General features: G+C 48.4%; 19 protein-coding genes and 1 riboswitch. Of the genes, 11 read left to right on the top strand and 8 right to left on the bottom strand.

From position 1 onward, the window contains the following. The first annotated feature begins 150 nt into the window (after positions 1–150). Positions 151–1,167 carry a UDP-glucose 4-epimerase GalE gene (galE, locus tag G9F48_RS05995; RefSeq protein WP_165409212.1) on the top strand — a complete coding sequence of 339 codons (1,017 nt, stop codon included), beginning with the start codon at positions 151–153 and terminating at the stop codon, positions 1,165–1,167. A gap of 46 nt (positions 1,168–1,213) precedes the next feature. On the opposite strand, the gene G9F48_RS06000 is transcribed toward galE, so the two are convergent. Next, positions 1,214–1,753 carry a DUF4352 domain-containing protein gene (locus G9F48_RS06000; RefSeq protein WP_146284628.1) on the bottom strand — a complete coding sequence of 180 codons (540 nt, stop codon included), beginning with the start codon at positions 1,751–1,753 and terminating at the stop codon, positions 1,214–1,216. Between the two features lie 345 nt (positions 1,754–2,098). Continuing rightward, positions 2,099–2,200, top strand: a riboswitch (guanidine-I (ykkC/yxkD leader). 65 nt (positions 2,201–2,265) lie between these two features. On the opposite strand from G9F48_RS06000, the gene G9F48_RS06005 reads away from it, so the two are divergent. The 4 genes from G9F48_RS06005 to G9F48_RS06020 all read left to right on the top strand — a co-directional run bounded on the left by G9F48_RS06005 (position 2,266) and on the right by G9F48_RS06020 (position 6,321). Continuing rightward, a complete protein-coding gene (locus G9F48_RS06005) occupies positions 2,266–3,102 on the top strand; it encodes a YitT family protein (RefSeq protein ID WP_165409213.1) in 837 nt (278 codons plus the stop codon). A gap of 165 nt (positions 3,103–3,267) precedes the next feature. Beyond that, complete coding sequence (locus tag G9F48_RS06010) at positions 3,268–4,161, top strand: PucR family transcriptional regulator (protein WP_106080259.1); 894 nt, start codon at positions 3,268–3,270, stop codon at positions 4,159–4,161. Between the two features lie 117 nt (positions 4,162–4,278). Further along, positions 4,279–5,379 (top strand): ABC transporter ATP-binding protein, encoded by a 1,101-nt coding sequence (locus tag G9F48_RS06015; RefSeq protein WP_014306096.1) that lies wholly within the window; start codon positions 4,279–4,281, stop codon positions 5,377–5,379. Positions 5,380–5,478: 99 nt separating this feature from the next. Next, positions 5,479–6,321, top strand: coding sequence for a polysaccharide deacetylase family protein (locus G9F48_RS06020; RefSeq protein ID WP_165409214.1), 843 nt, complete (start codon positions 5,479–5,481; stop codon positions 6,319–6,321). Between the two features lie 34 nt (positions 6,322–6,355). Here the strand turns inward: G9F48_RS06020 and G9F48_RS06025 are convergent, their stop codons facing one another. Continuing rightward, positions 6,356–7,699: a 2-hydroxycarboxylate transporter family protein gene (locus tag G9F48_RS06025; protein WP_165409215.1), complete on the bottom strand. Its 1,344-nt coding sequence runs from the start codon at positions 7,697–7,699 to the stop codon at positions 6,356–6,358. Positions 7,700–8,201: 502 nt separating this feature from the next. On the opposite strand from G9F48_RS06025, the gene G9F48_RS06030 reads away from it, so the two are divergent. The 5 genes from G9F48_RS06030 to G9F48_RS06050 all read left to right on the top strand — a co-directional run bounded on the left by G9F48_RS06030 (position 8,202) and on the right by G9F48_RS06050 (position 14,959). Beyond that, positions 8,202–9,608, top strand: coding sequence for a cytochrome ubiquinol oxidase subunit I (locus G9F48_RS06030; RefSeq protein WP_014306093.1), 1,407 nt, complete (start codon positions 8,202–8,204; stop codon positions 9,606–9,608). Further along, a complete protein-coding gene (cydB, locus tag G9F48_RS06035; protein WP_003150830.1) occupies positions 9,592–10,608 on the top strand; it encodes a cytochrome d ubiquinol oxidase subunit II in 1,017 nt (338 codons plus the stop codon). Before G9F48_RS06030 ends, cydB begins: the two co-directional genes overlap by 17 nt. Then, positions 10,608–12,311 (top strand): thiol reductant ABC exporter subunit CydD, encoded by a 1,704-nt coding sequence (gene cydD / locus G9F48_RS06040; RefSeq protein WP_165409216.1) that lies wholly within the window; start codon positions 10,608–10,610, stop codon positions 12,309–12,311. Before cydB ends, cydD begins: the two co-directional genes overlap by 1 nt. Continuing rightward, the gene (gene cydC, locus G9F48_RS06045) at positions 12,308–14,038 is read left to right on the top strand and encodes a thiol reductant ABC exporter subunit CydC (RefSeq protein WP_165409217.1); all 1,731 of its coding nucleotides are present in this window, start codon (positions 12,308–12,310) and stop codon (positions 14,036–14,038) included. Before cydD ends, cydC begins: the two co-directional genes overlap by 4 nt. 90 nt (positions 14,039–14,128) lie before the next feature. After that, complete coding sequence (locus G9F48_RS06050; protein WP_165409218.1) at positions 14,129–14,959, top strand: NAD(P)H-hydrate dehydratase; 831 nt, start codon at positions 14,129–14,131, stop codon at positions 14,957–14,959. A gap of 13 nt (positions 14,960–14,972) precedes the next feature. Here the strand turns inward: G9F48_RS06050 and G9F48_RS06055 are convergent, their stop codons facing one another. After that, entirely contained in the window at positions 14,973–16,331 is a 1,359-nt protein-coding gene (locus tag G9F48_RS06055; protein ID WP_014419229.1) for a purine-cytosine permease family protein, read from the bottom strand. Positions 16,332–16,646: 315 nt separating this feature from the next. Here G9F48_RS06055 and G9F48_RS06060 point away from each other — a divergent pair, with 315 nt between their 5' ends. Continuing rightward, positions 16,647–17,633: a choloylglycine hydrolase family protein gene (locus tag G9F48_RS06060; protein WP_138093295.1), complete on the top strand. Its 987-nt coding sequence runs from the start codon at positions 16,647–16,649 to the stop codon at positions 17,631–17,633. A gap of 38 nt (positions 17,634–17,671) precedes the next feature. Here the strand turns inward: G9F48_RS06060 and katX are convergent, their stop codons facing one another. The 5 genes from katX to G9F48_RS06085 form a co-directional block, all read right to left on the bottom strand. Next, positions 17,672–19,285, bottom strand: coding sequence for a catalase KatX (gene katX / locus G9F48_RS06065; RefSeq protein ID WP_077723034.1), 1,614 nt, complete (start codon positions 19,283–19,285; stop codon positions 17,672–17,674). Positions 19,286–19,362: 77 nt separating this feature from the next. Continuing rightward, the gene (locus tag G9F48_RS06070; protein ID WP_014306088.1) at positions 19,363–20,445 is read right to left on the bottom strand and encodes a glycosyl hydrolase; all 1,083 of its coding nucleotides are present in this window, start codon (positions 20,443–20,445) and stop codon (positions 19,363–19,365) included. A gap of 19 nt (positions 20,446–20,464) precedes the next feature. Beyond that, positions 20,465–21,409: a mannose-6-phosphate isomerase, class I gene (gene manA, locus G9F48_RS06075; RefSeq protein ID WP_088056376.1), complete on the bottom strand. Its 945-nt coding sequence runs from the start codon at positions 21,407–21,409 to the stop codon at positions 20,465–20,467. Beyond that, positions 21,406–22,287, bottom strand: a complete 882-nt coding sequence (locus tag G9F48_RS06080) for an ROK family protein (protein WP_108490719.1) — start codon at positions 22,285–22,287, stop codon at positions 21,406–21,408. Before G9F48_RS06080 ends, manA begins: the two co-directional genes overlap by 4 nt. Before the next feature lie 19 nt (positions 22,288–22,306). Further along, positions 22,307–23,707, bottom strand: coding sequence for a glycoside hydrolase family 1 protein (locus tag G9F48_RS06085; RefSeq protein WP_156735389.1), 1,401 nt, complete (start codon positions 23,705–23,707; stop codon positions 22,307–22,309). Positions 23,708–23,711: the final 4 nt, after the last annotated feature.

Here is a 23,711-nt window from a genome sequence, read left to right on the forward strand (position 1 = left end):
CGTTTGAATCGAGGGCTCTGTTTTTTACGCGAATGAAAATAAATTATGAAGAAACGATGACTAAACGATTAAACTTTTTGGAAATGGATGATTGAGGAAGAAAAAACCGATATAATATGGTCAATTCATTCAATAGGGGAGGCTTTCTTCATGGCGATTTTAGTGACAGGCGGAGCGGGTTATATCGGCAGCCACACATGTGTCGAGCTGTTAAACGGCGGATATGACATCGTGGTTCTGGATAATCTGTCAAACAGTTCACCGGAAGCATTGGAGCGTGTGAAAGACATTACCGGAAAAGGGCTTGTGTTTTATGAAGCGGATCTCCTTGACCGTGACGCCGTTCACCGTGTGTTTGCTGAAAATGAGATTGAAGCCGTCATTCATTTTGCGGGATTAAAAGCCGTCGGTGAGTCTGTGGCTGTTCCGCTCCGTTATTATCATAATAATCTGACGGGAACGTTTATTTTATGTGAAGCCATGCAGGCACACGGCGTGAAAAAAATCGTCTTCAGTTCTTCAGCGACGGTTTACGGCGTTCCGGAAACAACGCCGATCACTGAGGATTTTCCTTTAAGCGCGACCAATCCTTACGGGCAGACAAAGCTGATGCTGGAACAGATTTTACGCGATCTGCATAAAGCGGACTCTGAATGGAGCATTGCGCTGCTCCGCTACTTTAATCCGTTCGGCGCGCACCCGAGCGGCCGGATCGGAGAAGACCCGAACGGCATCCCGAATAATTTAATGCCGTACGTCGCACAAGTCGCTGTCGGCAAGCTTGAGCGATTGCAGGTGTTCGGCAATGATTATCCGACAAAGGACGGCACCGGCGTGCGGGATTACATCCATGTCGTTGACCTTGCCGAGGGCCATGTCAAAGCGCTCGAAAAGGTGCTGAACACAACGGGCGCCGACGCCTATAATCTCGGCACAGGAAGAGGCTACAGCGTTCTGGAGATGGTCAAGGCGTTTGAAAAAGTATCAGGAAAAGAAGTGCCGTACCGTTTTGCCGACCGGCGCCCGGGAGACATCGCCGCATGCTTCGCAGACCCGGCAAAAGCGAAGGCTGAATTAGGCTGGGAAGCAAAGCGCGGGCTTGAAGAAATGTGCGCCGACTCTTGGAAGTGGCAGTCCTCCAATGTGAACGGGTACCAAAAGGTGTAAAAAGAAAGAGACCTTCAAATGATGAGGGTCTCTTTTGTTATGATGATTATTTAATTTTCACTTCAACATCGTTGCTGAACTTTAATTTCCAAGTGCCTTTAGAGTATGCGTTTTTATCCACTTCAAAAGCTTTTACGTCAGTCACTTTAATGTTCGGGTTCAAGTCACTTAAAATTTTACTGTTGTCTACTTTTGTTTCTGTTGCATAGCTTGAAGAAGCATCAATATCTGAATCATAAGATGTTCCTTTAGAATCTACTAATTTCGCTCTTGGAATGGAGAAAGAGCTTAACGGCTTGTTTGAAACATTTTTAACCGTGTATTGAACAGCTACGATAACGCCGCCGTCAGACGCTTTTTTCTCGACAAATTGAGAGCCTACTGAATCTCTTTTTTCCACTTTCGTAACAGTAACTTCAGTTTTCTCAGTCTTAACAGTGTCACCGATGTTATACAGTTTTTCTTTAGATTCCGAAGCTTTTGAAGACGCAGTTTTAGATGATGAAGAATCGCCTCCGCCGCCGATGTTTACGAGAATGATAATAACCACCACTGCCAGAAGCAATGTGATGATTTTATGTCTCATGAAAAAGTTTCTCTGATCTTTACCGCAGTTTGGGCATTTTTTAACGCCTTTAGCGATTTCTTTGCCGCATGCCTTACAAGACACCAGGTTGCCTGCCATAATATTTCCTCCTATGTAAACTATTTCTTAAAAACTACATACTATAATGCCTGTAAAATAACCTATAGTCAATAATATTTTGAGAAAAAAAGTATTTTAATAATTTTTTAGTCATGTATTTTAGTGCCTTTTTTAGTATCGGCAGATCGTTCGAATTTTTTACAGGTTTATTGAAAAAAGAGTGGTTGAACATGTTCGTGATTTCCCGTATAATCTTGAAAGAAATATAAAAACTGAACATAAAAAACAGTGGTTTTCTAGGGTTCCGCAATGCTGAATTGGTCTGGACCGAGAGAAAACACACAGCAGGTTCCTGCTGTGACACGTTGGGATAAAAGCCCGGGAGTTTCTGCTCTTTTAATGAAGAGTGCTCTCCCGGGCTTTTTTGATTTTATAAAAAGGGAGTGTCTGGGATGAAAAAGAGATTGCTGGATGTGCTGATGCTGATTATTGGAGCTTTTATCTTTGCTTTGGCCGTTAATTTATTCGCCATTCCGAATGATCTTGGAGAGGGCGGGGTAACGGGAATCACCCTGATCTTGTACTATGTGTTTGAATTGTCGCCCGGGGTGACGAATATCATTTTGAACGGGATCTTATTGATTATCGGATATAAATTTTTAGACGGAAAAACAACGCTTTATACGATCATTACCGTTGTCGCCAACTCACTGTTTCTGCATCTGACGCATGATTGGCACTCGCCTTCACATGAACTCATTATTAATACTATTTTTGCGGGTGTGTTTGCCGGTGTCGGAATCGGGATCATTATTCGAGTCGGTGGCACGACTGCGGGTTCTGCCATTTTGGCGAGGATTGCGAACAAATATCTCGATTGGAATATCAGCTATGCGCTTTTGTTCTTTGATCTGATTGTCGTCTTCAGTTCTTATTTCATCATCGGTGCGGAAAAAATGATGTTTACCATTGTTATGCTGTACATCGGAACGAAGGTGATGGACTTTATCATTGAAGGCCTGAATACGAAAAAAGCGGTGACGATTATATCTGAGCATAAGCACGAAATCGCTGAACAGGTCAACACGCTGATGGACAGAGGGGTTACGCTGCTGTCGGGTAAAGGAAATTACACGGGGCAGTCGAAGGAAATTTTATATATCGTCATCCAGAAACAAGAGCTTTCCATGCTCAAAAAAATTATTAAAAGCTGTGATACAAAAGCGTTTGTCATTGTTCATGATGTGCGTGATGTCTTTGGTGAAGGCTTCGTCGATATCTCTAAATAAAAAGGATCCCTCTGCCGGCGCGGAGGGTTTTTTCTTATGCCGGCAGAAGCGGTTATGATTCGTTTCCCGGGAAATAGCCTGAAAGCTGTTTCTTAAAACGAAGTGGATACAATCGGCCGGACGTTTTATACTGAAAATATGATAGAGCGATAGAAAGGAGCGCATATGAACCCGTTATTGGCAATTTACCCGAGGGCTGTGTTGTCTGATACGTGCTGTACGGCGGACGATGTCTTTTGCTTTTATGATGAGAAAAGGCGGGTCTATGTCGCCATTCCGAAGGAGGATATCACCCCGAAGGAGAAACTGCTTCTGGAATCATTTTTGACGCCCGCTGAAGAAAAAGGCGTTTTTTTTCCGGAGACGGCGGCAGCAAAGAGGTGGCGGCGTTTTCTGCTGGAAGAAGGTCCGGTGCCTGATGTCAAGGAGCCGCGTGTCCGTTTTATCCATTATGACTTATTGGGAGAACGGGACTGGGGGGCATTTACGGAAGCGCTGCGCCATTTCTGGCCGGTTTCATATACAGTTGTCCGGACGGGGAGGGATCATGGCGTGATTGTGGAGGAAGAAAAGCTGGAAGCGCCAGATTCGGATGACATCGCATCTTTTGTGAAGATTCTTGAAGGCGATTTTTATTTCAGTGTCCGTTTTTTCGTCGGAAGGTATTACTGCAAGGGGGAACGTCTGCGCCTTCATTATCAGAGAGAACAGCAATATTGTCAGATCGGCCGGCGTCATCTCCCGCAGCTGAGCACGCTGACCGCGGAAACGGTATTTCCGGCCATGCTCACGGAGGAAAGCAGAGAAAAGCTCTCAGCCTTGCTTCACGAAGAAGCGGCGCTGCTGTTTCAGAAAGAACCGGAGCTGAAGCATACGATTCAGACTTTTATTGAACATAACTCGAACATGTCGCTCACATCGAAAAAACTGCATTTGCACCGCAACAGTCTTCAATATCGGATTGATAAATTTGCGGAACGCTCAGGTATTGATATTAAGACATATCGGGGCGCCCTGCTGGCTTATTTCATTTGTCTGCAATATGAAAAATCACATTAAATGGGAAATGTGCACGAAGGCAGCGGACTTTTTTTATGAACATTGCCTATATCCGCCGCCGTCTGACGCTGTTACAATCCTATTTAAGAAAGCGTTTACAAATAAAGGGGGATATACATGGCGGAACTTCGGCTCGAGCATATTTATAAGTATTACGATCAAAAAGAAGCGGCTGTCGATGATTTTAACCTTCATATTAAAGATAAAGAGTTTATCGTGTTTGTCGGTCCGTCGGGGTGCGGCAAGTCGACAACTTTGCGGATGGTAGCCGGGCTGGAAGACATTACGAAGGGCGATTTCTATATCGGTGACACGAGAGTGAATGACATCGCTCCTAAAGACAGGGATATCGCCATGGTGTTTCAAAACTATGCGTTATATCCGCACATGACGGTCTATGATAATATCGCATTCGGTCTGAAGCTGAGGAAGATGCCGAAACCGGAGATTAAAAAACGGGTCGAAGAAGCGGCGAAAATGCTGGGGCTCACAGAGTATCTGCACCGCAAACCGAAGGCGCTCTCCGGCGGGCAGCGGCAGCGGGTTGCATTAGGGCGGGCGATTGTCAGGGACGCCAAAGTGTTTTTAATGGATGAGCCGCTGTCAAATCTGGACGCAAAGCTTCGGGTGCAGATGCGGGCTGAAATTATTAAGCTCCATCAAAGGCTGCAAACAACCACAATCTATGTGACGCACGACCAAACAGAAGCACTGACGATGGCGACACGCATCGTAGTCATGAAGGACGGAAAAATTCAGCAGATCGGCACCCCGAAAGAAGTGTATGAACATCCCGAAAACGTATTTGTCGGCGGGTTTATCGGCTCCCCGGCGATGAACTTTTTCAAAGGAAAGCTGACGGACGGCGCCATTCAGATCGGTTCAGCCGCTCTCAGCGTACCGGAAGGGAAAATGAAAATGCTCCGGGAAAAAGGGTATGCCGGCAAAGATATCATCTTCGGCATCCGCCCGGAAGACATACATGACGAGCTGATTGTGGTAGAATCTTATAAGAATTCATCCATCACAGCTAAAATCAATGTCGCGGAATTGCTCGGGTCAGAAATTATGGTTTATTCCCGGATCGGGGATCAGGATTTTATCGCCCGGATTGACGCCCGCCATGACATTCGTGCCGGTGAGGAATTGACCGTCGCTTTCGACATGAATAAGGCTCACTTTTTTGACAGTGAAACAGAAATCAGAATCCGCTCATAACGCAAAGCCGGACAGCTGGATGTCCGGCTTTTTTGATGTAACAATTTATGACGCATAACCGATATAAAAAGTAAATAGAAGACAGAAAGCAGGAAAACGATGAAACGCATGATCATGTGCATGTGCCTTTTGGCTGCCGTGTTTACGCTTGCCGCCTGCTCGGGCCATGAGGCAAGCGCCGAACAAAGCATTCCGAAGGCAGAAGCGCACAGCGAAAAAAAGTCCGTAAAGCGGCAAATCAAAAAAGAGCCGGATACGTCCGCCTGGGTTCAAACGAAAGGAACGGCAAGACTGCCGATTCTGATGTATCACAGCATTTCAGAGGGAAACAGCCTGCGTGTGCCGCAGGAAGAATTCCGGCAGCATATGAAGTGGCTTCATGATCACGGTTATTATACGATGACTCCTGAAGAAGCCTATCTGATGCTGACGGAGGATAAGGAGCCGCGTGCAAAATGTGTTCTGATCACATTTGATGACGGCTATACCGACAATGTGAAAGCGGCCTATCCCATTTTAAAGAAATACAAGATGAAAGCGACAATCTTTATGATCGGAAACTTTATCGGGCATAAGAATCATCTGACTGAGAAGCAGATGAAGGAGATGGCCGCCCACGGCATTTCCATTCAGAGCCATACGATGAACCATCTCGAATTGAACGGGCTCACACCGCAGCAGCAGCGACGTGAAATGAAGGACTCTAAGCGTTTATTTGATCAAATGTTCGGGCAGCGGACGACTATGATCAGCTACCCTGTCGGACGATATAATAAAGAAACATTAAAAGCCGCCGCCTCGTCAGGCTACCGTATGGCGGTCACGACAGAGCCGGGAGCGGCGTCTAGAGATCAGGGGCTTTACGGGCTTCACCGCGTCCGTGTGTCGCCGGGCATGTCCGGCGCGGCATTCGGCTCTTATATTCAAAATGTGATGAAATAACAAAGCCTCCGCGTATGCGGAGGCTTTTTTCGGTTTAATAGAATTGATGAAGCAGCAGAAGAGTGACGCTCACGGTAATCGCTCCGCCGATTCTGGTCGACACTTGGGCGAATGGCATAAGCTCAAGCCGTTCAGCGGCGCTCAAGATCGCGACGTCACCGGTGCCGCCCTGGCCGGAATGGCAGGCATTAATAACCGCCGTCTCAATCGGGTACAGATTCAGCCATTTTCCGGTCAGAAAACCGACGGCAATCATCGTGACGACGATTGATAAAATGGTAATGATGTTGCTGATCGTAAACGCCGCAATCAGCTTGTCCCACGGTGTCATTGAAACGCCGATCGCAAATAAGAGCGGATAGGTCACGGCTGTCGAGAAAAAGCGCGAGACGCCGAAGGCTCCGTTTTCAATCGAAGCCGGCGCCAGCCTGAACAGCTTAATGAGAACGGCAAGGACGAGCATCACGACAGGAGCCGGAAGCTGAAAGAAATCATGCGCCAGCATGCCGACCAAATAGAGGGAAACCGCTAAAATACCGCCCGAAGCGAAAAAGGACAAATCAAACGTTTTATCATCGGCCGGCTGTTCCAATGCGGGAGCGGAATGATCAGACTTATCAACCTTCCCGTTGCCCGTCCATTCCGGTTTGCGTTTCCCGATGACATTCAGCAAACCCGATAACATAATGGCGCACAGGCTGCCTAGCATGATGGACGGCAGCACAAGCGCAAAGGCGTCTCCCTGGGACATCGGCATAATATCGGAGTAGCCGATGGATAAAGGAATCGCGCCTTCACCGACACCCCCCGCCATAATCGGAACGACGATATAAAGCAGCGTGTGCTGAAAGCCGAGCCCGAGCAGCGTCCCGACGCATAAGCCGACGATGGCGGCCGCGATCGAGCCGGCGATCAGCGGAATAAAAATCTTAACGAAAGCTTTGACGAGCGTCTCTCTTTTCATCCCGAGAATACTGCCGACGACGATACCGGCAATAAATAGATAGAGAAAGTTGGAGCTTTCCGTGAATTCTGTTGTTGAAGTAATAATGTCTTTCGGAAGCAGGTGGTAGTAGACGACAGCGGATGGAATAAAGGTTGCGAGAATCGCAGGGCCGCCGATGGACCGCACGATCGGAATGGATTTTCCGATCTGGCCGAAGGTAAATCCGAAAAAACTCATGACGGCAATTGATGTCAGAATGTCGCTTTTTACATCACGGCTCATGACAAACACCGTAATAAGCAAGAAAAGCAGGATATAGATAGGAAGAGGAATAATGCCGATTCTTATATTCATTGCTCTGGCAAACCAGTTATCAGTCCGTTCCTGTTTTTGGATTGAATCCGTTTGCAATTTTGGTTGAAGTTCTCCCATGCTTGTTCCCCCAGTCGTTATGTAGTGAAAAAATATCCCCATTTAAAGTATACTAAAAAATTTAAATTGTTCATATATTATGAATTTACTAGAGGATATGCTTTCTTCACATTTTCTTTCTCAAAACGGCGATTTGCCGGGCTTTTTCGACGAGAAAAGCATTTTGTTCGCCACACGAATAAAAAAGAGGTACGATATCAAAGGGACAAATATCCTAGGTGCTGACATAAAATCTCTACAAATCCGACAATAATCAGTCACAATTTCAGCCTGATTTTAGGTATATTGATCTTTTTTTTTAGGCTGAATCGTTGTAAAGTAATGATATTGAATCATTTCTATGACAGCCGCTGTCCCCCAGGGTGTACAGGCTGATATTTCAATAGTTTTGACGAATTTGTGAAACATTGAGCAAACATATCATTTTTTGTGAAATACCGAGCAATGATTCCACTATGTTTGTGAAATGTTGAGCAATTTACCAGATTGGAGGAAAAACATCATGAGTGAGTTGGTATTAGCCCGCATTCAATTTGCATCTACAACATTGTTTCACTTCTTGTTTGTGCCTATGTCTATCGGGCTTGTGTTTATGGTTGCTTTGATGGAGACGCTTTATGTTGTCAAAAAACAAGAGACCTATCTCAAAATGGCTAAATTTTGGGGGCATCTCTTTTTAATTAACTTTGCTGTCGGCGTCGTCACAGGGATTCTTCAGGAATTCCAGTTCGGATTGAACTGGTCTGATTATTCCCGTTTTGTCGGGGACGTATTTGGGGCTCCGCTTGCGATTGAAGCGCTTTTGGCGTTTTTTATGGAGTCTATTTTTATCGGATTATGGATTTTCGGCTGGGACCGTTTATCTAAAAAAGTGCATTTGCTTTGCATTTGGCTTGTATCCTTCGGAACGATTATGTCATCTTTCTGGATTTTGACGGCAAACTCATTCATGCAGGAGCCGGTCGGCTTTACGATTAAAAACGGCCGCGCGGAAATGAATGACTTCGGAGCGCTTTTGACAAACCCTCAGCTTTGGGTTGAATTCCCTCACGTCATTTTCGGAGCGCTTGCGACGGGTGCTTTCTTTATCGCCGGTGTCAGCGCATTTAAATTATTGAAGAAAAAAGAAGTGCCTTTCTTCCATAAATCTTTCAAGCTTTCGATGATTGTCGGTCTGATCGCCGGTATCGGCGTTGCGTTCAGCGGACACATGCAGGCTGAGCATTTAATGGAATCGCAGCCGATGAAAATGGCCGCCAGTGAAGCGCTTTGGGATGACAGCGGTGATCCTGCCGCGTGGACGGCTTTTGCGAATATTGATACGAATAAAGAAAAAAACACATCAGAAATTTCAATTCCTTACGCACTGAGCTACTTGGCTTACCAGAAGTTCAGCGGCAGTGTGAAAGGGATGAAAACACTTCAAAAAGAATATGAAAAAACGTACGGAAAAGGCGACTATATCCCGCCTGTCAAAACGACGTTCTGGAGTTTCCGCATTATGGCGGGAGCGGGCGCGCTTATGATTTTTGCCGCGATTGCAGGCTTTATTCTGAACCGCCGCAAAAAGCTCCATACGAGCAAGTGGTATTTACGGGGCATGATCGCACTGATCGCATTCCCGTTCATTGCGAACTCTGCCGGTTGGATTATGACTGAAATCGGCCGCCAGCCGTGGACGGTTATGGGGCAAATGACAACCGCACAATCCGTTTCGCCTAACGTAACGACGGGATCTCTGCTGTTTTCAATTATCGGTTTCGGCGTCATGTACTTGATTTTAGGCGCGCTGCTTGTCTTCCTATTCGTTCGTGAAATTAAAAAAGGTGCGGACCATGATGATCACAAGGATGTTCCTGTATCAACGGATCCGTTCAGTCAGGAGGTCTACCATGGGGTCACTTCATGATCTTTGGTTTGTACTCGTTTCAGTTTTGTTTGTCGGATTTTTCTTTTTAGAAGGTTTTGATTTCGGTGTCGGCATTTCGACCCGATTTCTTGGCCATAATGAATTAGAACGCAGAGTGCTGATTAACACCATCGGCCCGTTCTGGGATGCGAATGAGGTATGGCTGCTGACAGGTACGGGAGCGATCTTCGCGGCATTCCCGAACTGGTATGCGACGATGCTGAGCGGATATTATATTCCGTTTATCATCATCCTTCTTGCTTTAATGGGCCGCGGGGTGGCGTTTGAATTCCGCGGAAAAGTGAATCATTTAAAATGGGTCAAAACATGGGACTGGGTGATTTTCTTCGGCAGCCTTATCCCGCCGTTTGTATTCGGCCTTATCTTCACAAGCTTGTTCCGCGGCATGCCGATTGACGGCCATATGAATATGCATGCGGGTTTCTCAGATATTGTGAACGTGTATTCCGTCCTTGGCGGAGCAGCCGTCACCCTTCTTTCATTCCTGCACGGTTTAATGTTTGTCACACTGCGCACGATCGGTGATTTACAAGAGCGTGCGAGAAAAATGGCAAAACGCGTAATCGGTGTTATCTTTCTTGTTGTACTTGCTTTCTTTGCGATGTCTGCATACGATACGGATATGTTTACACGCCGGGCAAACATCACGATTCCGGTATTCGTGCTGATTGTCATCTGCAACGTTCTTGCTGTTGTGTTCATGAGCAAGAAAAAAGACGGCTGGGCATTCGGTATGACCGGTGCGGGTCTTGCTTTGACAGTTGCGATGATTTTTATCTCTCTGTTCCCGCGCGTCATGGTCAGCTCGCTGAAAAGCGCGTATGACTTAACAGTAGCTAACGCGTCTTCCGGTGATTATTCACTTAAGGTCATGACAATTGCCGCACTGACTCTGCTGCCGTTTGTCATCGGCAGTCAGATCTGGAGCTATTATGTCTTCCGGAAACGCGTCAGCCATAAGGAGCCTATGACTTATTAATGGGAAAAGACCTGTTTCTTTATAAAGGAATGAAGCGGATTCTTGCGATCATTACGGGATTAACGATTATACAAACGGCCGCCATCATCTTGCAGGCGGAATGGCTGAGCCAGGCGGTAACCGGATTATTTAATGGGAAGCGGATTGCTTCTCTTTATCCGGTTATCGGCTTTTTCCTGCTTGCGTTTTTGGTCCGGCATGCGGTGACAGCGGTCCGGCAGAAAATCGTATACCAATATGCCGCGCAAACCGGCGCAGACTTAAGAAAAAGATTTCTTGAGCAATTGTTCCGTCTCGGCCCCCGCTTTGCGAAAAAAGAGGGGACGGGCCGGATGGTGACGCTGGCGATGGAAGGCATCAGCCAGTTCCGCCGTTATTTAGAGCTGTTTCTGCCGAAAATGGTCAGCATGGCGATTGTGCCGGCGGCCGTTGTTATTTACGTGTTTTTTCAGGATAAAACATCGGCTTTGATTCTGATTCTTGCGCTTCCGATTTTGATTGTATTTATGATCCTGCTCGGACTTGTCGCACAGAAAAAAGCCGATCGCCAATGGAAGTCCTATCAGACGCTTTCCAATCATTTCGTGGATTCGCTCCGCGGACTGGAGACATTGCGGTTTTTAGGATTAAGCAAATCACACAGCAAAAACATCTTTCATGTCAGTGAGAGATACCGCAAGGCGACGATGAGCACGCTCCGGGTCGCGTTTTTATCATCATTCGCCCTGGATTTCTTTACGATGCTGTCGGTGGCGACAGTGGCGGTGTTTCTCGGCTTGCGGCTGATAGACGGACAAATTCTGCTCGGTCCGGCATTGACCGCGCTGATTCTCGCGCCTGAATATTTTCTCCCGGTCCGCGAAGTGGGAAATGATTACCACGCGACGTTAAACGGGCAGGAGGCGGGGAAAACCATTCAAGCGATTTTGGCGCAGCCCGGTTTTAAAGAAGAAAAGCCGCTCGAACTTGATACGTGGACTGACGGGGATGAATTACAGCTTACGCGTTTGTCCGTCCGAGAATCGATGTCTGAATTTCATCTGTCCTTTAAAGGGAAGAAGAAAATCGGAATTATCGGGGAAAGCGGTGCGGGAAAATCGACACTCATTGATGTGCTGGGCGGCTTTTTAGAGCCTGCGTCCGGTGAGATCAAGGTAAACGGTGAATCCCGCTCGCATCTGCAGTCGGACGGCTGGCAGAAGCAGCTGCTTTATATTCCGCAGCATCCGTACATTTTTGATGACACGCTTATGAATAATATCCGGTTTTATCATCCTGATGCTTCCCGTGAGGAAACGGCGCGCGCTGCTGATTCAGCGGGTCTTTCCGGACTGATCCGCGATCTGCCCGGCGGCCTTGACGGCCGGATCGGCGAGGGCGGACGGGCGCTCAGCGGAGGGCAGGCTCAGCGTGTCGCGCTGGCCAGAGCCTTTTTAGGAAACCGGCCGATTCTCCTTTTGGATGAGCCGACCGCTCACCTTGATATTGAAACAGAATATGAAATAAAAGAAACGATGAAAGACCTGTTTGAAAACAAACTTGTCGCTCTGGCCACTCACCGTCTTCACTGGATGCTTGAGATGGACGAAATTATCGTGCTTGATGACGGCGCGGTGGCGGAAATCGGCACCCACGACGAATTGATGGCGAAACAAGGCGTATATGCCAAACTTGTAAAGGCGCAACTGGGGGAAAGAACATGAGAAAAGAAGAATGGATTCTGCCGTATATAAAGCAAAATGCCCGTTTGTTTGTTCTTGTGATTTTTTTAGGCGCGGTGACGATTTTTTCGGCGGCCTTTCTCATGTTCACTTCCGGTTTTTTGATCTCTAAGTCGGCGACAAGGCCTGAGAATATCCTGCTGGTGTACGTTCCGATTGTGGCCGTGCGCACCTTCGGGATTGCCCGTTCAGTCTCACGGTACGCCGAGCGCCTGACGGGGCACCATATCATTTTGAAAATCGTGTCCGATATGAGGGTGCGGCTTTACAATATGCTGGAGCCGGCCTCGCTCATGCTTTCATCCCGTTTTCGGACGGGCGACATGCTCGGCATTTTGGCTGAGGATATTGAGCATTTGCAGGATGCGTTTTTAAAAACGATTTTCCCGGCGGTTTCCGCTTTGCTGCTGTATGCGGCATCCGTTATCGGACTCGGCTTTTTTTCCTGGCCGTTTGCCGCTTTTGCGGCGATTTACCTGTTTATATTGGTTGTATTGTTTCCGGTTGTTTCGCTTCTTGTGACGAGAGCGAAAAACATGAGGCTGAAAAGCGGCCGGAATACGCTCTACAGCCGGCTGACAGATGCCGTGCTCGGCGTGAGCGACTGGATGTTCTCGGGACGACAGGCGGCCTTTATTTCCTCTTATGAAGGGAAAGAGAAGGCATGGTTTGACCTTGAAAGCAAACGTCAGCGGTTTACGAGATGGCGTGATCTCGCCGCGCAATGCCTCGTCGGCGGTTTCATATTAATCATGCTGTTCTGGACGGCGGGTCAGTATGCGGACGGCAGCATCGCCAACACGATGATCGCGGCCTTTGTGCTTGTCGTATTTCCATTGACGGAGGCGTTTCTGCCCCTTTCGGATGCGCTGACGGAAGTGCCTTCTTATCAAGATTCCATCAAAAGAATGAATAAGGCGGCTCCGGAGCTGCGAAGTCGTGAGGTGAAGCAGACCGATGAGAAACTGGATGTATCCGATGTGACACTTACATTTGATAACGTGACGTTTTCTTATGATCAGCACAGTCATGTGCTTGACCGTTTTTCCTTCACTCTCCGCCAGGGGGAAAAAATGGCGCTGCTCGGCAGGAGCGGCTCCGGTAAGTCGACCTCTCTCGCTTTAATTGAAGGCGTCTTAGTTCCCGATTCGGGCAAGGTGATGCTGAACGGGCTGGAAACTGCGGCCGTGCAGGAGCAGATTTCCTCAGCGGTGGCCGTTTTGAATCAGAAACCTCATCTCTTTAACACGAGCATTATGAACAATATCCGGCTCGGAAACGGCAAGGCGAGTGATGAAGATGTTAAGCGTGCGGCTCGGCAAGTGAAGCTGCATGATTATATTGAATCACTGCCTGACGGATATGAAACGTCCGTGCAGGAGACGGGGATTCGTTTCTCAGGAGGAGAACGGCAGCGGATCGCGCTTGCCCGTATTCTGCTCCAAGATACGCCGGTCATTATCCTTGATGAACCGACGGTCGGCCTTGATGCGGTCACTGAACGTGAATTGCTTGATACGATTTTTGATGTTTTTAAAGAGAAAACGATCCTCTGGATTACACACCATTTAGCGGGTGTGGAAACAGCTGATAAAATCGTCTTTTTAGAAAATGGAAAAGCAGAAATGGAAGGAACCCATCAAGAGCTGCTTGCAGAAAACGAACGGTACCGGAAGCTTTACCGTCTTGATGTTCCGATCAGAACATAAACAGCCGCAAACGAGCGGCTGTTTTTTTGTGCGGTTTAAAATCTCTTCTTGTTTGGAATATAAATAGGAGACAGAAGAGGAGGTACAGAGATGAATATAATGGATTGGACGGAACAGGATGTGAAAGATACGCTGCCGAAACGGGAGGCAGACAGCCATAAAGGAACGTTCGGGACGGCGCTATTGCTGGCCGGGAGCGATGACATGCCGGGAGCCGCCCTTCTGGCCGGATTGGGTGCGATGAGAAGCGGTGTCGGCAAGCTCGTCATCGGTACATCGGCAGGCGTCATTCCGCTTATCGTCCCGGTGCTGCCGGAAGCCACGTACTGGCGGGACGGGTGGAAAAAAGCCGCGGCGGGCCAGCCCGGGGAAACCATCCGGGCCGCTGCCATCGGGCCGGGCCTTCCCCAAACAGACAAAGTGCAGCAGGCGGCTGATCAGCTGCTTTCTGGCGATTATCCCGTCTTACTGGATGCGGGCGCCATTACAAAAAGAACCTATCCGAAGAGGAAAGCTCCCGTGATCTTGACGCCTCATCCCGGCGAATTTTCCAGAATGACAGGCCTTCCGATTCAAGAGATTCAGCAGAACAGAGCGGAATATGCCGCGGAATGGGCGGAGCGGCTTCATGTCACGATTGTCCTGAAAGGAAACGAAACCATTATCGCTTTTCCCGACGGGGAATGCCGCAGGAATACAACCGGAAACGGCGCGCTTGCAAAAGGCGGGACCGGCGACACGCTGACGGGAATGATTCTTGGCATGCTGTGCTGTCATCAAGACCCGAAGCACGCCGTATTGAACGCCGTCCGCCTTCACGGCGAATGTGCGGAATTATGGACGAAAGAGCGCTCCGCCCATACCTTGTTGGCGCACGAACTTTCTGAACTGCTGCCGCGTGTATGGAAGGAATATGAATAAAGAAAAGGCGTCTTCATAGGGAAGGCGCCTCTTTTTGTTTTACCCTTGATTTCATCAGGACATAATACAGCAGCGACGGAACGGCCAGGCCGATGACCCAGGCAATGTCGCCTCCGCCGAATATTTCAGCGAGCGGCCCGATGTAAAAGGATGTATTGATGAACGGGATTTCTAATATAATCGACAAAACGAAGGCGGCCGCTGTAATCCAATTGACCCTGCCGTATTGCCCGTTGACGTCAAACATCGATTTGACGTGGTATTTTCCGCGGCGGATAAAATAGTAATCCACGAGGTTGATCGCCGTCCATGGAATTAAGAAATAACTGATGAAAAAGATGAAATTTAAAAACAGTTCCATGAAATTGCTTTGGCCCAAGAGACTTAATACAGTACCCGCTGCCGTCACACAAAGGATCATTACCACTCTCGTTTTCGGCGTCACCTTCAGTTTTAAAAACGGCTCCAAGGTAGTCGTGGTTGACATAAAGGCTCCGTATAAATTAAAGACGTTGATCGCCATTTGCCCGAACAGGACGATGATCAGCATAATAAAGGAAAACGGACCGAACAATCGGACAATCTCATTTCCCGCATTAGCGGTAAATTCCGGGAGCGCCGTCGTCAAAATGGCGCCGAGAAGCATCATCCAGATGGAACTGACTGACGTACCTGCATAGCTGTACCAAAAAGTATGCGATGCCGGTGTTTTGACCGGCAGATAACGGGAATAATCTGCGACATATGGCGCGTATGCCAGCTGCCATGTGGCCACCGCGCTGACCGCCACTAGAAAAACAGGCAGATCTAATGAGCCGGGCACCCAGCTTCCTGAAGGAATCGGCAGTTGAAAAATAAGAATCGTTGCAGCAAAAAAAACGGCAAAGGAGGTCCAAGAGAGGATTTTCTGCATTTTGTGAATCAGATCATGACCGTAGATCGTGAGTAAAAAACAGATGGCGCTTAAGCCGATAATACACCATGAAGCCGGAATCGGGACAAAGCTGCTCAGTGTACCGGCTGCGAGAATCGTACTGCTCGCAAAGAAGCCCAGGTAGATAAACATGACCAAAAAGAGGGGCAGAATCGCTCCGATCACGCCGAATTGCGCGCGGCTTTGAATCATTTGCGGAATTCCGAGCTGAGGTCCTTGTGCGGAATGAGACGCCATAAAGATTGCGCCGATAAAGGTTCCGATTATAATGGCGGCGATACTCCAAAAGAGATCGAGTCCCATTGTAACAGGCAGTGTGCCTGTGACTAACGTCGTAATATGCATATTAGCCCCGAACCAGACGGGGAATAAATCTTTGGCCTTTCCGTGTCTTTCGTCATGCGGAATATGTTCAATCGTTCGCCTTTCTACTTTCAATAGATAATCTCCTCCGTATGTTCTTCTTTAACATAAAGACATAGCTTAACAGATTGACCTGCCGTTTACAAATTCCAGCATGCAGGAAAAACATTGTAAAGCCTCGCTGACAGCCGTTCAAAGTTTTTTTGAAAAACGGTACAAACACTGCCGCCATAACGATTTGCCAGGGTTTAAAAGGCATGGATATGCTTACGGACTAATATGTATGAAGGAGAAATGTGTCAATCTTTTGACGAATGGAGCCATTATTCGTTAAGCTGAAAGAATAGTTTACTTTGTGTAAATTTCATTAATGAAAAGGGGATTGATGATATGTGTACAAGTCTTACATTGAAAACGACAGACGGTAATCACCTATTGGCGCGAACGATGGATTTTGCATTTCAGCTCGGTACGGACGTCGTGCTTTACCCTCGTCAGTACAGCTGGAAAAGCGAAGCTGACGGCAGGATGCATAAGACGAAATACGCATTTATCGGCATGGGGAGAAATCTCGGCAATGTTCTGTTTGCCGACGGTGTAAATGAAAAAGGGCTGTCGTGTGCGACGCTGTATTTTCCGGGCTTTGCGGGATACGAGAAAGCGGAACGGGAGGGAACCTGTCACATTGCTCCTCATGAGTTTGTCACCTGGGCCTTATCAAACTGTGAATCTCTTGAAGACATAAAGGAAAAGCTCTCAATGCTGACGATTGTAGAGAAGAAGTTAATGTTATTGGATACGGTGCTGCCTCTTCATTGGATTTTATCAGACCGCACGGGCGGCTGCATTGTCATCGAGCCGACACCGGAGGGAATGAAAGTATATGACAACAAACCCGGAGTGATGACCAACAGTCCGGAATTTCCTTGGCATGTGACCAATCTGCGCCATTATATCGGAATCAGGCCGCAGCAGTCAGAAAGCAAAACATTGGGCGGAATGACATTAACCGCTTTCGGCCAAGGATCTGGAACGATCGGGCTTCCCGGTGATTACACGCCGCCATCCCGGTTCATCAGAGCCGCTTATCTGAAAGAGCATTTAGAGCCTGCCGCCCATGAAACGGATGGCGTTACGGCCGCTTTTCACGTGCTGTCCAATGTGAATATTCCAAAAGGCGCGGTGATCACAGAGGAGTATGAAATTGATTATACGCAGTATACGTCGGTTATGTGCTGTGACACCGGGAACTACTACTTTCATCTGTACGACAACCGGCAGATTCACAAAGTAAGTTTATTCCATGAAGATCTTGACCGTCCGGAGCCGAAAGTATTTGCGGCCGCGGCGGAGCAGAATATACAGGAGCTGAATTAGCTCAAAAAAAACAGGACGCGATTGTCCTGTTTTTTTATTTAATACGGATCAGACGGATGGCTTTCCTGTTCAGCCTGTTTTGCGGCTTGTGCCGTATCAGTAGTGCCGATCGGCCCGCCGCTGCTGCTTTCGGAGGCTTTTTTCAGCCCTTCCGCAACACGTTTTCCGTAGTCCGGATCTGCTTTTGTGAAATTCTCAATCATTTGATCCTGAATGTCTTTCCGGCAGGAAGAAAGCGTATTGACCAGGTTTGTGATTAATTCGTTCCGTTCAAATTCCGAAAATCTGCGGTATGTTTCTCCGGCCTGGCCGAAATTATTCGGCCGGTCGATCGCTTCCCGCTTCACATCGCCTTCGACATGAGGTGTATGGTCTTTCCCATCCTGCTTTGCTTCGGTGAGTCCTCCCATAATGGACGGCTCATAGTTGACGTGCGGGTTTTGTCCTTCTGCCCGATCGACCCGATACTGCATTTGCCCGCCTTCCTGGTTGGTGGCGACATGCTTTTTCGGCGAGTTGATCGGGAGCTGCAGGTAATTTGCGCCGACGCGGTACCGCTGGGTATCTGAATAGGCGAATGTCCGCCCCTGAAGTAATTTGTCATCTGAAAAATCAAGGCCGTCCACAAGCACGCCCGTTCCGAATGATGCTTGTTCCACCTCGGCATGGTAGTTTTCCGGGTTTTTGTTCAGAACCAATTTACCGATCGGCTTCCAAGGGAAATCGTCTTTATACCACAGCTTGGTCGGATCAAGCGGATCAAAATCCAGCTCGGGATGCTCGTCATCAGTCATGATTTGCGCATACACTTCCCATTCAGGGTAATCGCCTTTTTCAATCGCCTCATACAAATCCTGTGTCGCATGGTTAAAGTTTTTCCCCTGAATCTCTTCCGCTTCCTTCTGTGTCAGGTTGCGGATGCCCTGTTTCGGTTCAAAGTGATATTTGACGAGCACGGCTTTTCCTTCTTCATTGACCCATTTGTAGGCATGGACGCCTGAGCCCTGCATCTGCCGGTAGTTGGCCGGGATGCCCCACGGCGAAAACAAGAAAGTGATCATATGAGTCGCTTCCGGTGATTGGGAAATGAAGTCGAAAATACGCTCGCCGTCCTGAATGTTCGTAACGGGATCAGGCTGAAATGCGTGCACAAGATCCGGGAACTTCAGCGGATCACGGATAAAAAAGATTTTCAGGTTGTTGCCGACCAGATCCCAGTTGCCGTCTTCGGTATAAAGCTTAACGGCAAAACCCCGGGGATCACGCAATGTTTCCGGGGAATGCTTCCCGTGGTTGACGGTAGAAAACCGCACAAACGCCGGAGTTTTCGTTCCTTTCTTTTGAAACACTTTCGCTCTTGTATATTTAGAAATCTCCTCGTCTCCAAAACTTCCGTACGCCTCAAAGTATCCGTGTGCGCCGGCGCCGCGCGCGTGAACGACGCGCTCGGGAATCCGTTCGCGGTCAAAGTGGCTGATTTTCTCCAAAAAATCATAATTCTCCAATGTCGTCGGTCCTCTATTGCCGACTGTCCTGACATTCTGGTTGTCAGTGACCGGATGGCCCTGCCGGTTTGTCAGCGTGTCTTCTGACTCGCCTTTACCGGTCGTCTTACTGGAAAGCGTTTCTTCGCTGTTTTTGTTATTTTCCATTGTTGAACCCTCCTTTTTGAACGGTAACAATATGCCCAGCAGAGCCGTTTTTTAAAACCGATTTTCAAAAGAAGCGGTTATTCCGCGATCGGCGTCAAGGATCCGCCGTTCCATATTTCGCCCTTGTTCAGCGTCCAGCTGTTTTGATAAAGGCTTTGCGCGCCTTGATTGGCCGCCGGACTTAATTGTTCATCCCATGTCAAAAAGTACGCGGTCTGAGGGTATTTTTGCCTGATCGCATTAATAAAAGCAGCATAATCAAAGCTTCCGATATTGCCGGACGGACCGGTTTCGGCAAAGGCAAACGGTTTTTTCAGAGACAGCATTTCATCATAGCCTGATATCGCATACGGATCAGTGAAGTAAGCGTCCAGACCGGTAATATCCACATAAGATGAGCCTGGGTAGAAGTCTGTTTTAAAGTCTCTGTTGGCATCCGGCGAATACACCCACAAAAGGTTATCCAATCCTCTTGTCTCTGTCATATAGCGGTATATCTTCTTGTAAAGCTCTTTGTACAGCGAGATTCTCTCATTGTCTTTTTGGTTGTAGCCTGTCAGCCCCCACCAGAACCACTCGCCGTTCATTTCATGCAGCGGTCTGAACAGAACGGTGACGCCTTGATTTTTCAGCTGAGTAAGGCCGTCGGCGATTTTGCTGAGCAGCGCCTCAAGCCGTTTTCCTTCCACAGTTGAAGGGTCCAGGATGTTTTTGTACTGGCTGTTTGAGATGGCCGTTTTATAGTTTCCGGATGGAAAGGCCGGATTTGCGAGATGCAGGCTGACCTGAGGGAGGCCGCCGCTTTTCCAGTATGAGATTAAGCTGCTGTTGCAGCTGTAATCGATAGTATCGGTGATATCCGCTGTTTCCAGCCACCCTCTCCCATAGTCACAGCCGTAGATGGCGGGAGACTGTCCCGTCGCGTTTTTCAAGCGGTTTTCCTCTGTCATTGAAAAAGTGACATCGCTGTACCCGCCGAACGCTCCGGACATGACCCTGTTTTCTGAACGGTTGGGCAGGTGCGCCAGCCAGTTCATGATATCTTTTGTCGTCTGCTGGGCATTTGGGTTGACGGGATAAACGGTGTGAGCCGATATCGGACTGGCGGCTCCTAAGAGTAATAAAACGATAGACAGGCAGACTGCTAACTTTTTAAGCATATAAAAGACCTCCTGATTTTTAAGATGATGAAGGATGTGAAACGATAACCTCACAATCTCCTTCTATAACAAAATCTCCGGAATCCGCCGGCACGATAAAGTGATCGCCTTTGTGAACGGGGCATCCATCCAGTTCTCCGCGCCCTTTAATGACGCTTGCGAGTAAATACCGGCCGGGTGCGGGGAATGATGCTTTCCCGCTCACATCCCATTGATAAACTGAAAAGAAAGGTGTTTCGGCGAGTATCGTAATAAGAGCATCTCCGATCCGATGCTTAGTGCTTTTTACATTTTCATCGGTATGGGGAATGTCTGTTACGTCAATTGCTTTCTGAAGATGAAGCTCGCGTTTATTCCCGTTCCCATCCGTCCGGTCATAGTCGTAAAGCCGGTAGGTGGCATCAGAGCTTTGCTGGATTTCAAGGACGAGCGTACCTTCACATAAAGCGTGCAGTGTGCCGCTCGGGACATAGAAAAAGTCGCCGGGCTTAATGGGGATGCGGCGGAGCAGGTGATCCCACTCGTTTCGTTCAATGAGCCGAACGAAATCTTCTTTTGTTTGGGCGCGGTGCCCTAAAATGAGCTCCGCGTCTTTTTTGCAGTCCAACACGTACCAGCATTCCGTTTTTCCGAGTTCTCCGTTTTCATGCCGATGTGCATATGCGTCATCCGGATGAACCTGCACGGATAAGTCCATATTTGCGTCAAGAATTTTTGTGAGCAGGGGAAAAGCGTCTTCTTTCGGATGTCCGAACAGGTCAGGGTGTTCATTCCAGAGACGGTGTAATGATGTTCCGGAAAAAGGCCCGTTCCGCACGATGGATGTACCGTGCGGATGAGCTGAAATCGCCCAGCACTCTCCCGTCCGCTCAGAAGGAATCTCATACCCGAATGTATCGCGCAGCTTCGTCCCGCCCCATAATCTTTCTTTAAAAACCGGTTCCAGAAATAAGAGTTTCGTCATTTTCCCGCCTCCCGGTTTGCCGTCTCTAATGCGCGCTCCGCCAATACGAGCGAACCGGCAGCGCCGGAGTGAATCCCTAATTGAGGGGGAACGATGAAGTGTTCAATGTCGGGCAGGTCAATATATTGATTCAGCCGCTTTTTCACGTGCTGACGGATATAAGAGAACAGCTGATGCTGCTTCATGACGCCCCCGCCGAGAATGATCTTTTCCGGCGAAAGTATGAGAATATACTGCACAAGCGCTTCAGCAATATAATAGCCCTCAAGCTCCCACACTTCCTGCTGATCCGCCAGCAGATATGCTTTTTTCCCCCAGCGTTTCTCAATGGCGGGACCTGCCGCGAGGCCTTCCAGGCAATCTGTATGGTAAGGGCAATTGCCTTTGTAGCCGTCGTCCGGGTGTCTTCTGACATAAATGTGGCCCATTTCAGGATGAGACAGCCCTTGAACAAATCTGCCGTTCATGATGGCGCCGGCTCCGATGCCAGTGCCGACCGTCAAATAGAGGCAGCTGTCCGCGTTTTTGGCCGCGCCGAAAGAAGCTTCTCCGAGCGCCGCCGCATTAACGTCGGTGGTGAAGCCTGCGGGAATATCCAGAGCGCTTTTGATCGTTTGAAGAATAGGGCAGTTCCGCCAGGCTGTCTTCGGCGTCGCGGTGATGCACCCGTATGTTTGACTGTCGGGGCGGATGTCAATCGGTCCGAACGACCCGATGCCGATGGCTTCTATCGGGAAATCTTTAAAGTAACGGATGACTTGTCTGAGTGTGTCATCCGGTTCTCCCGTCGGAAACTCCGCCCTGTCCAGAATGGTGCCGTCTTTTTGTCCGGCGGCACAGACAAATTTCGTGCCGCCGGCTTCAATACCTCCAAGCATGGCCGTACCTCCTCATCTGTTAAAATCCGTTTTGACCGGAAACGGCTTTGAACCAGCGGCCGCTTTTTTTGACGGTCCGTTCGCCCCCGTTTTCCAGATTGACAGATACAAAGCCGTAGCGGTTTTTATAAGCATTTGTCCAAGACCAGTTGTCCATAAAAGTCCACAGATGATAGCCTTTAACATTTGAACCTTCTCCGATGGCCCGATGCACCCATTTGAGATGTTCCCGAATAAATTCAATCCTGTAATCATCCTGAATGATGCCGTTTTCATCGCGGAAGCGTTCCTCGCCTTCAACTCCCATGCCGTTCTCAGAAATAAAACATTCGATATTTCCGTAATGTTCTCTGAGATTGGTGAGAATGTCATAGATTCCTTTTTCGTAAATTTCCCACCCGCGGTGAGGGTTCATTTTCCGTCCGGGCATGACGTACGGATCGAAGAAACGCTCAGGCAGGAAAGGGGCATGTGGATTCGGAACATGTTCTTTTGCCTTGACGCGTCTCGGCTGGTAGTAGTTCACGCCTAACAGGTCAACCGTATGCTCCTGAATGAGGCGGAGATCTTCTTTCTCATAACGCGGCAGAAAGCCTTCCGCCTTGAGAATCTCGACAAGCTCCTCAGGAAATTCGCCCTTTACGGCGGGATCTAAAAATGAGCGGTTGAAAAAGGCATCGGCAATCCGGGATGCTTTCAGATCTTCAGGATGTGAGCTTCTCGGATAAGAAGGCGTGAGATTCAGAATGATTCCGATTTGTCCGTCCTGTTTCAATTCTCTGTAGGCTTTGACAGCCCTTGCATTCGACAGCAGGGTATGGAAGCCGGCCTGCACCGCTTCTTGAAAATTAACGTGATTCGGGTAGTGAAAGTCGTATAAGTAGCCGCCTTCAATCGGCACAATCGGCTCGTTGTGAGTGAACCATTTTTTCACTTTGTCACCGAATAGCGAAAAGCAGGTTTTGGCGTAATGTTCAAACGCGTCAACGGTGTCCCGGCTGACCCAGCCTCCCTTACGCTGAAGGGCAAGCGGCATGTCAAAGTGAAACAAATTGACAAACGGCTCAATGCGATGGGCAAGCATTTCATCGATGACGTCCTGATAAAACGCGACCGCTTTCTGATTGACCTCGCCAGTTCCGTCCGGAATCAATCTTGACCAGGAAATAGACAGCCGGAAGGAGTTGTGGCCGATTTCTTTCATCAGCCGGATATCCTCCTTGTATTGATCATAAAAACGTGACGTGTCGCCGGGGCCGACGCCGTTAAAAAAACGGCTCGGCTCTTTTTCATACCAGTAATCCCATATGTTTTGGCTTTTTCCGTCTCTGTCGGCGGCGCCTTCTGTTTGGGTGGCGGAGGCGGAAGACCCCCACCAGAATCCTTCCGGAAAACGATATTGAATATTTGATTCAGTCAATTGA

This window comes from Bacillus sp. EKM420B, assembly GCF_011065565.1.
GTDB lineage: Bacteria > Bacillota > Bacilli > Bacillales > Bacillaceae > Bacillus > Bacillus velezensis.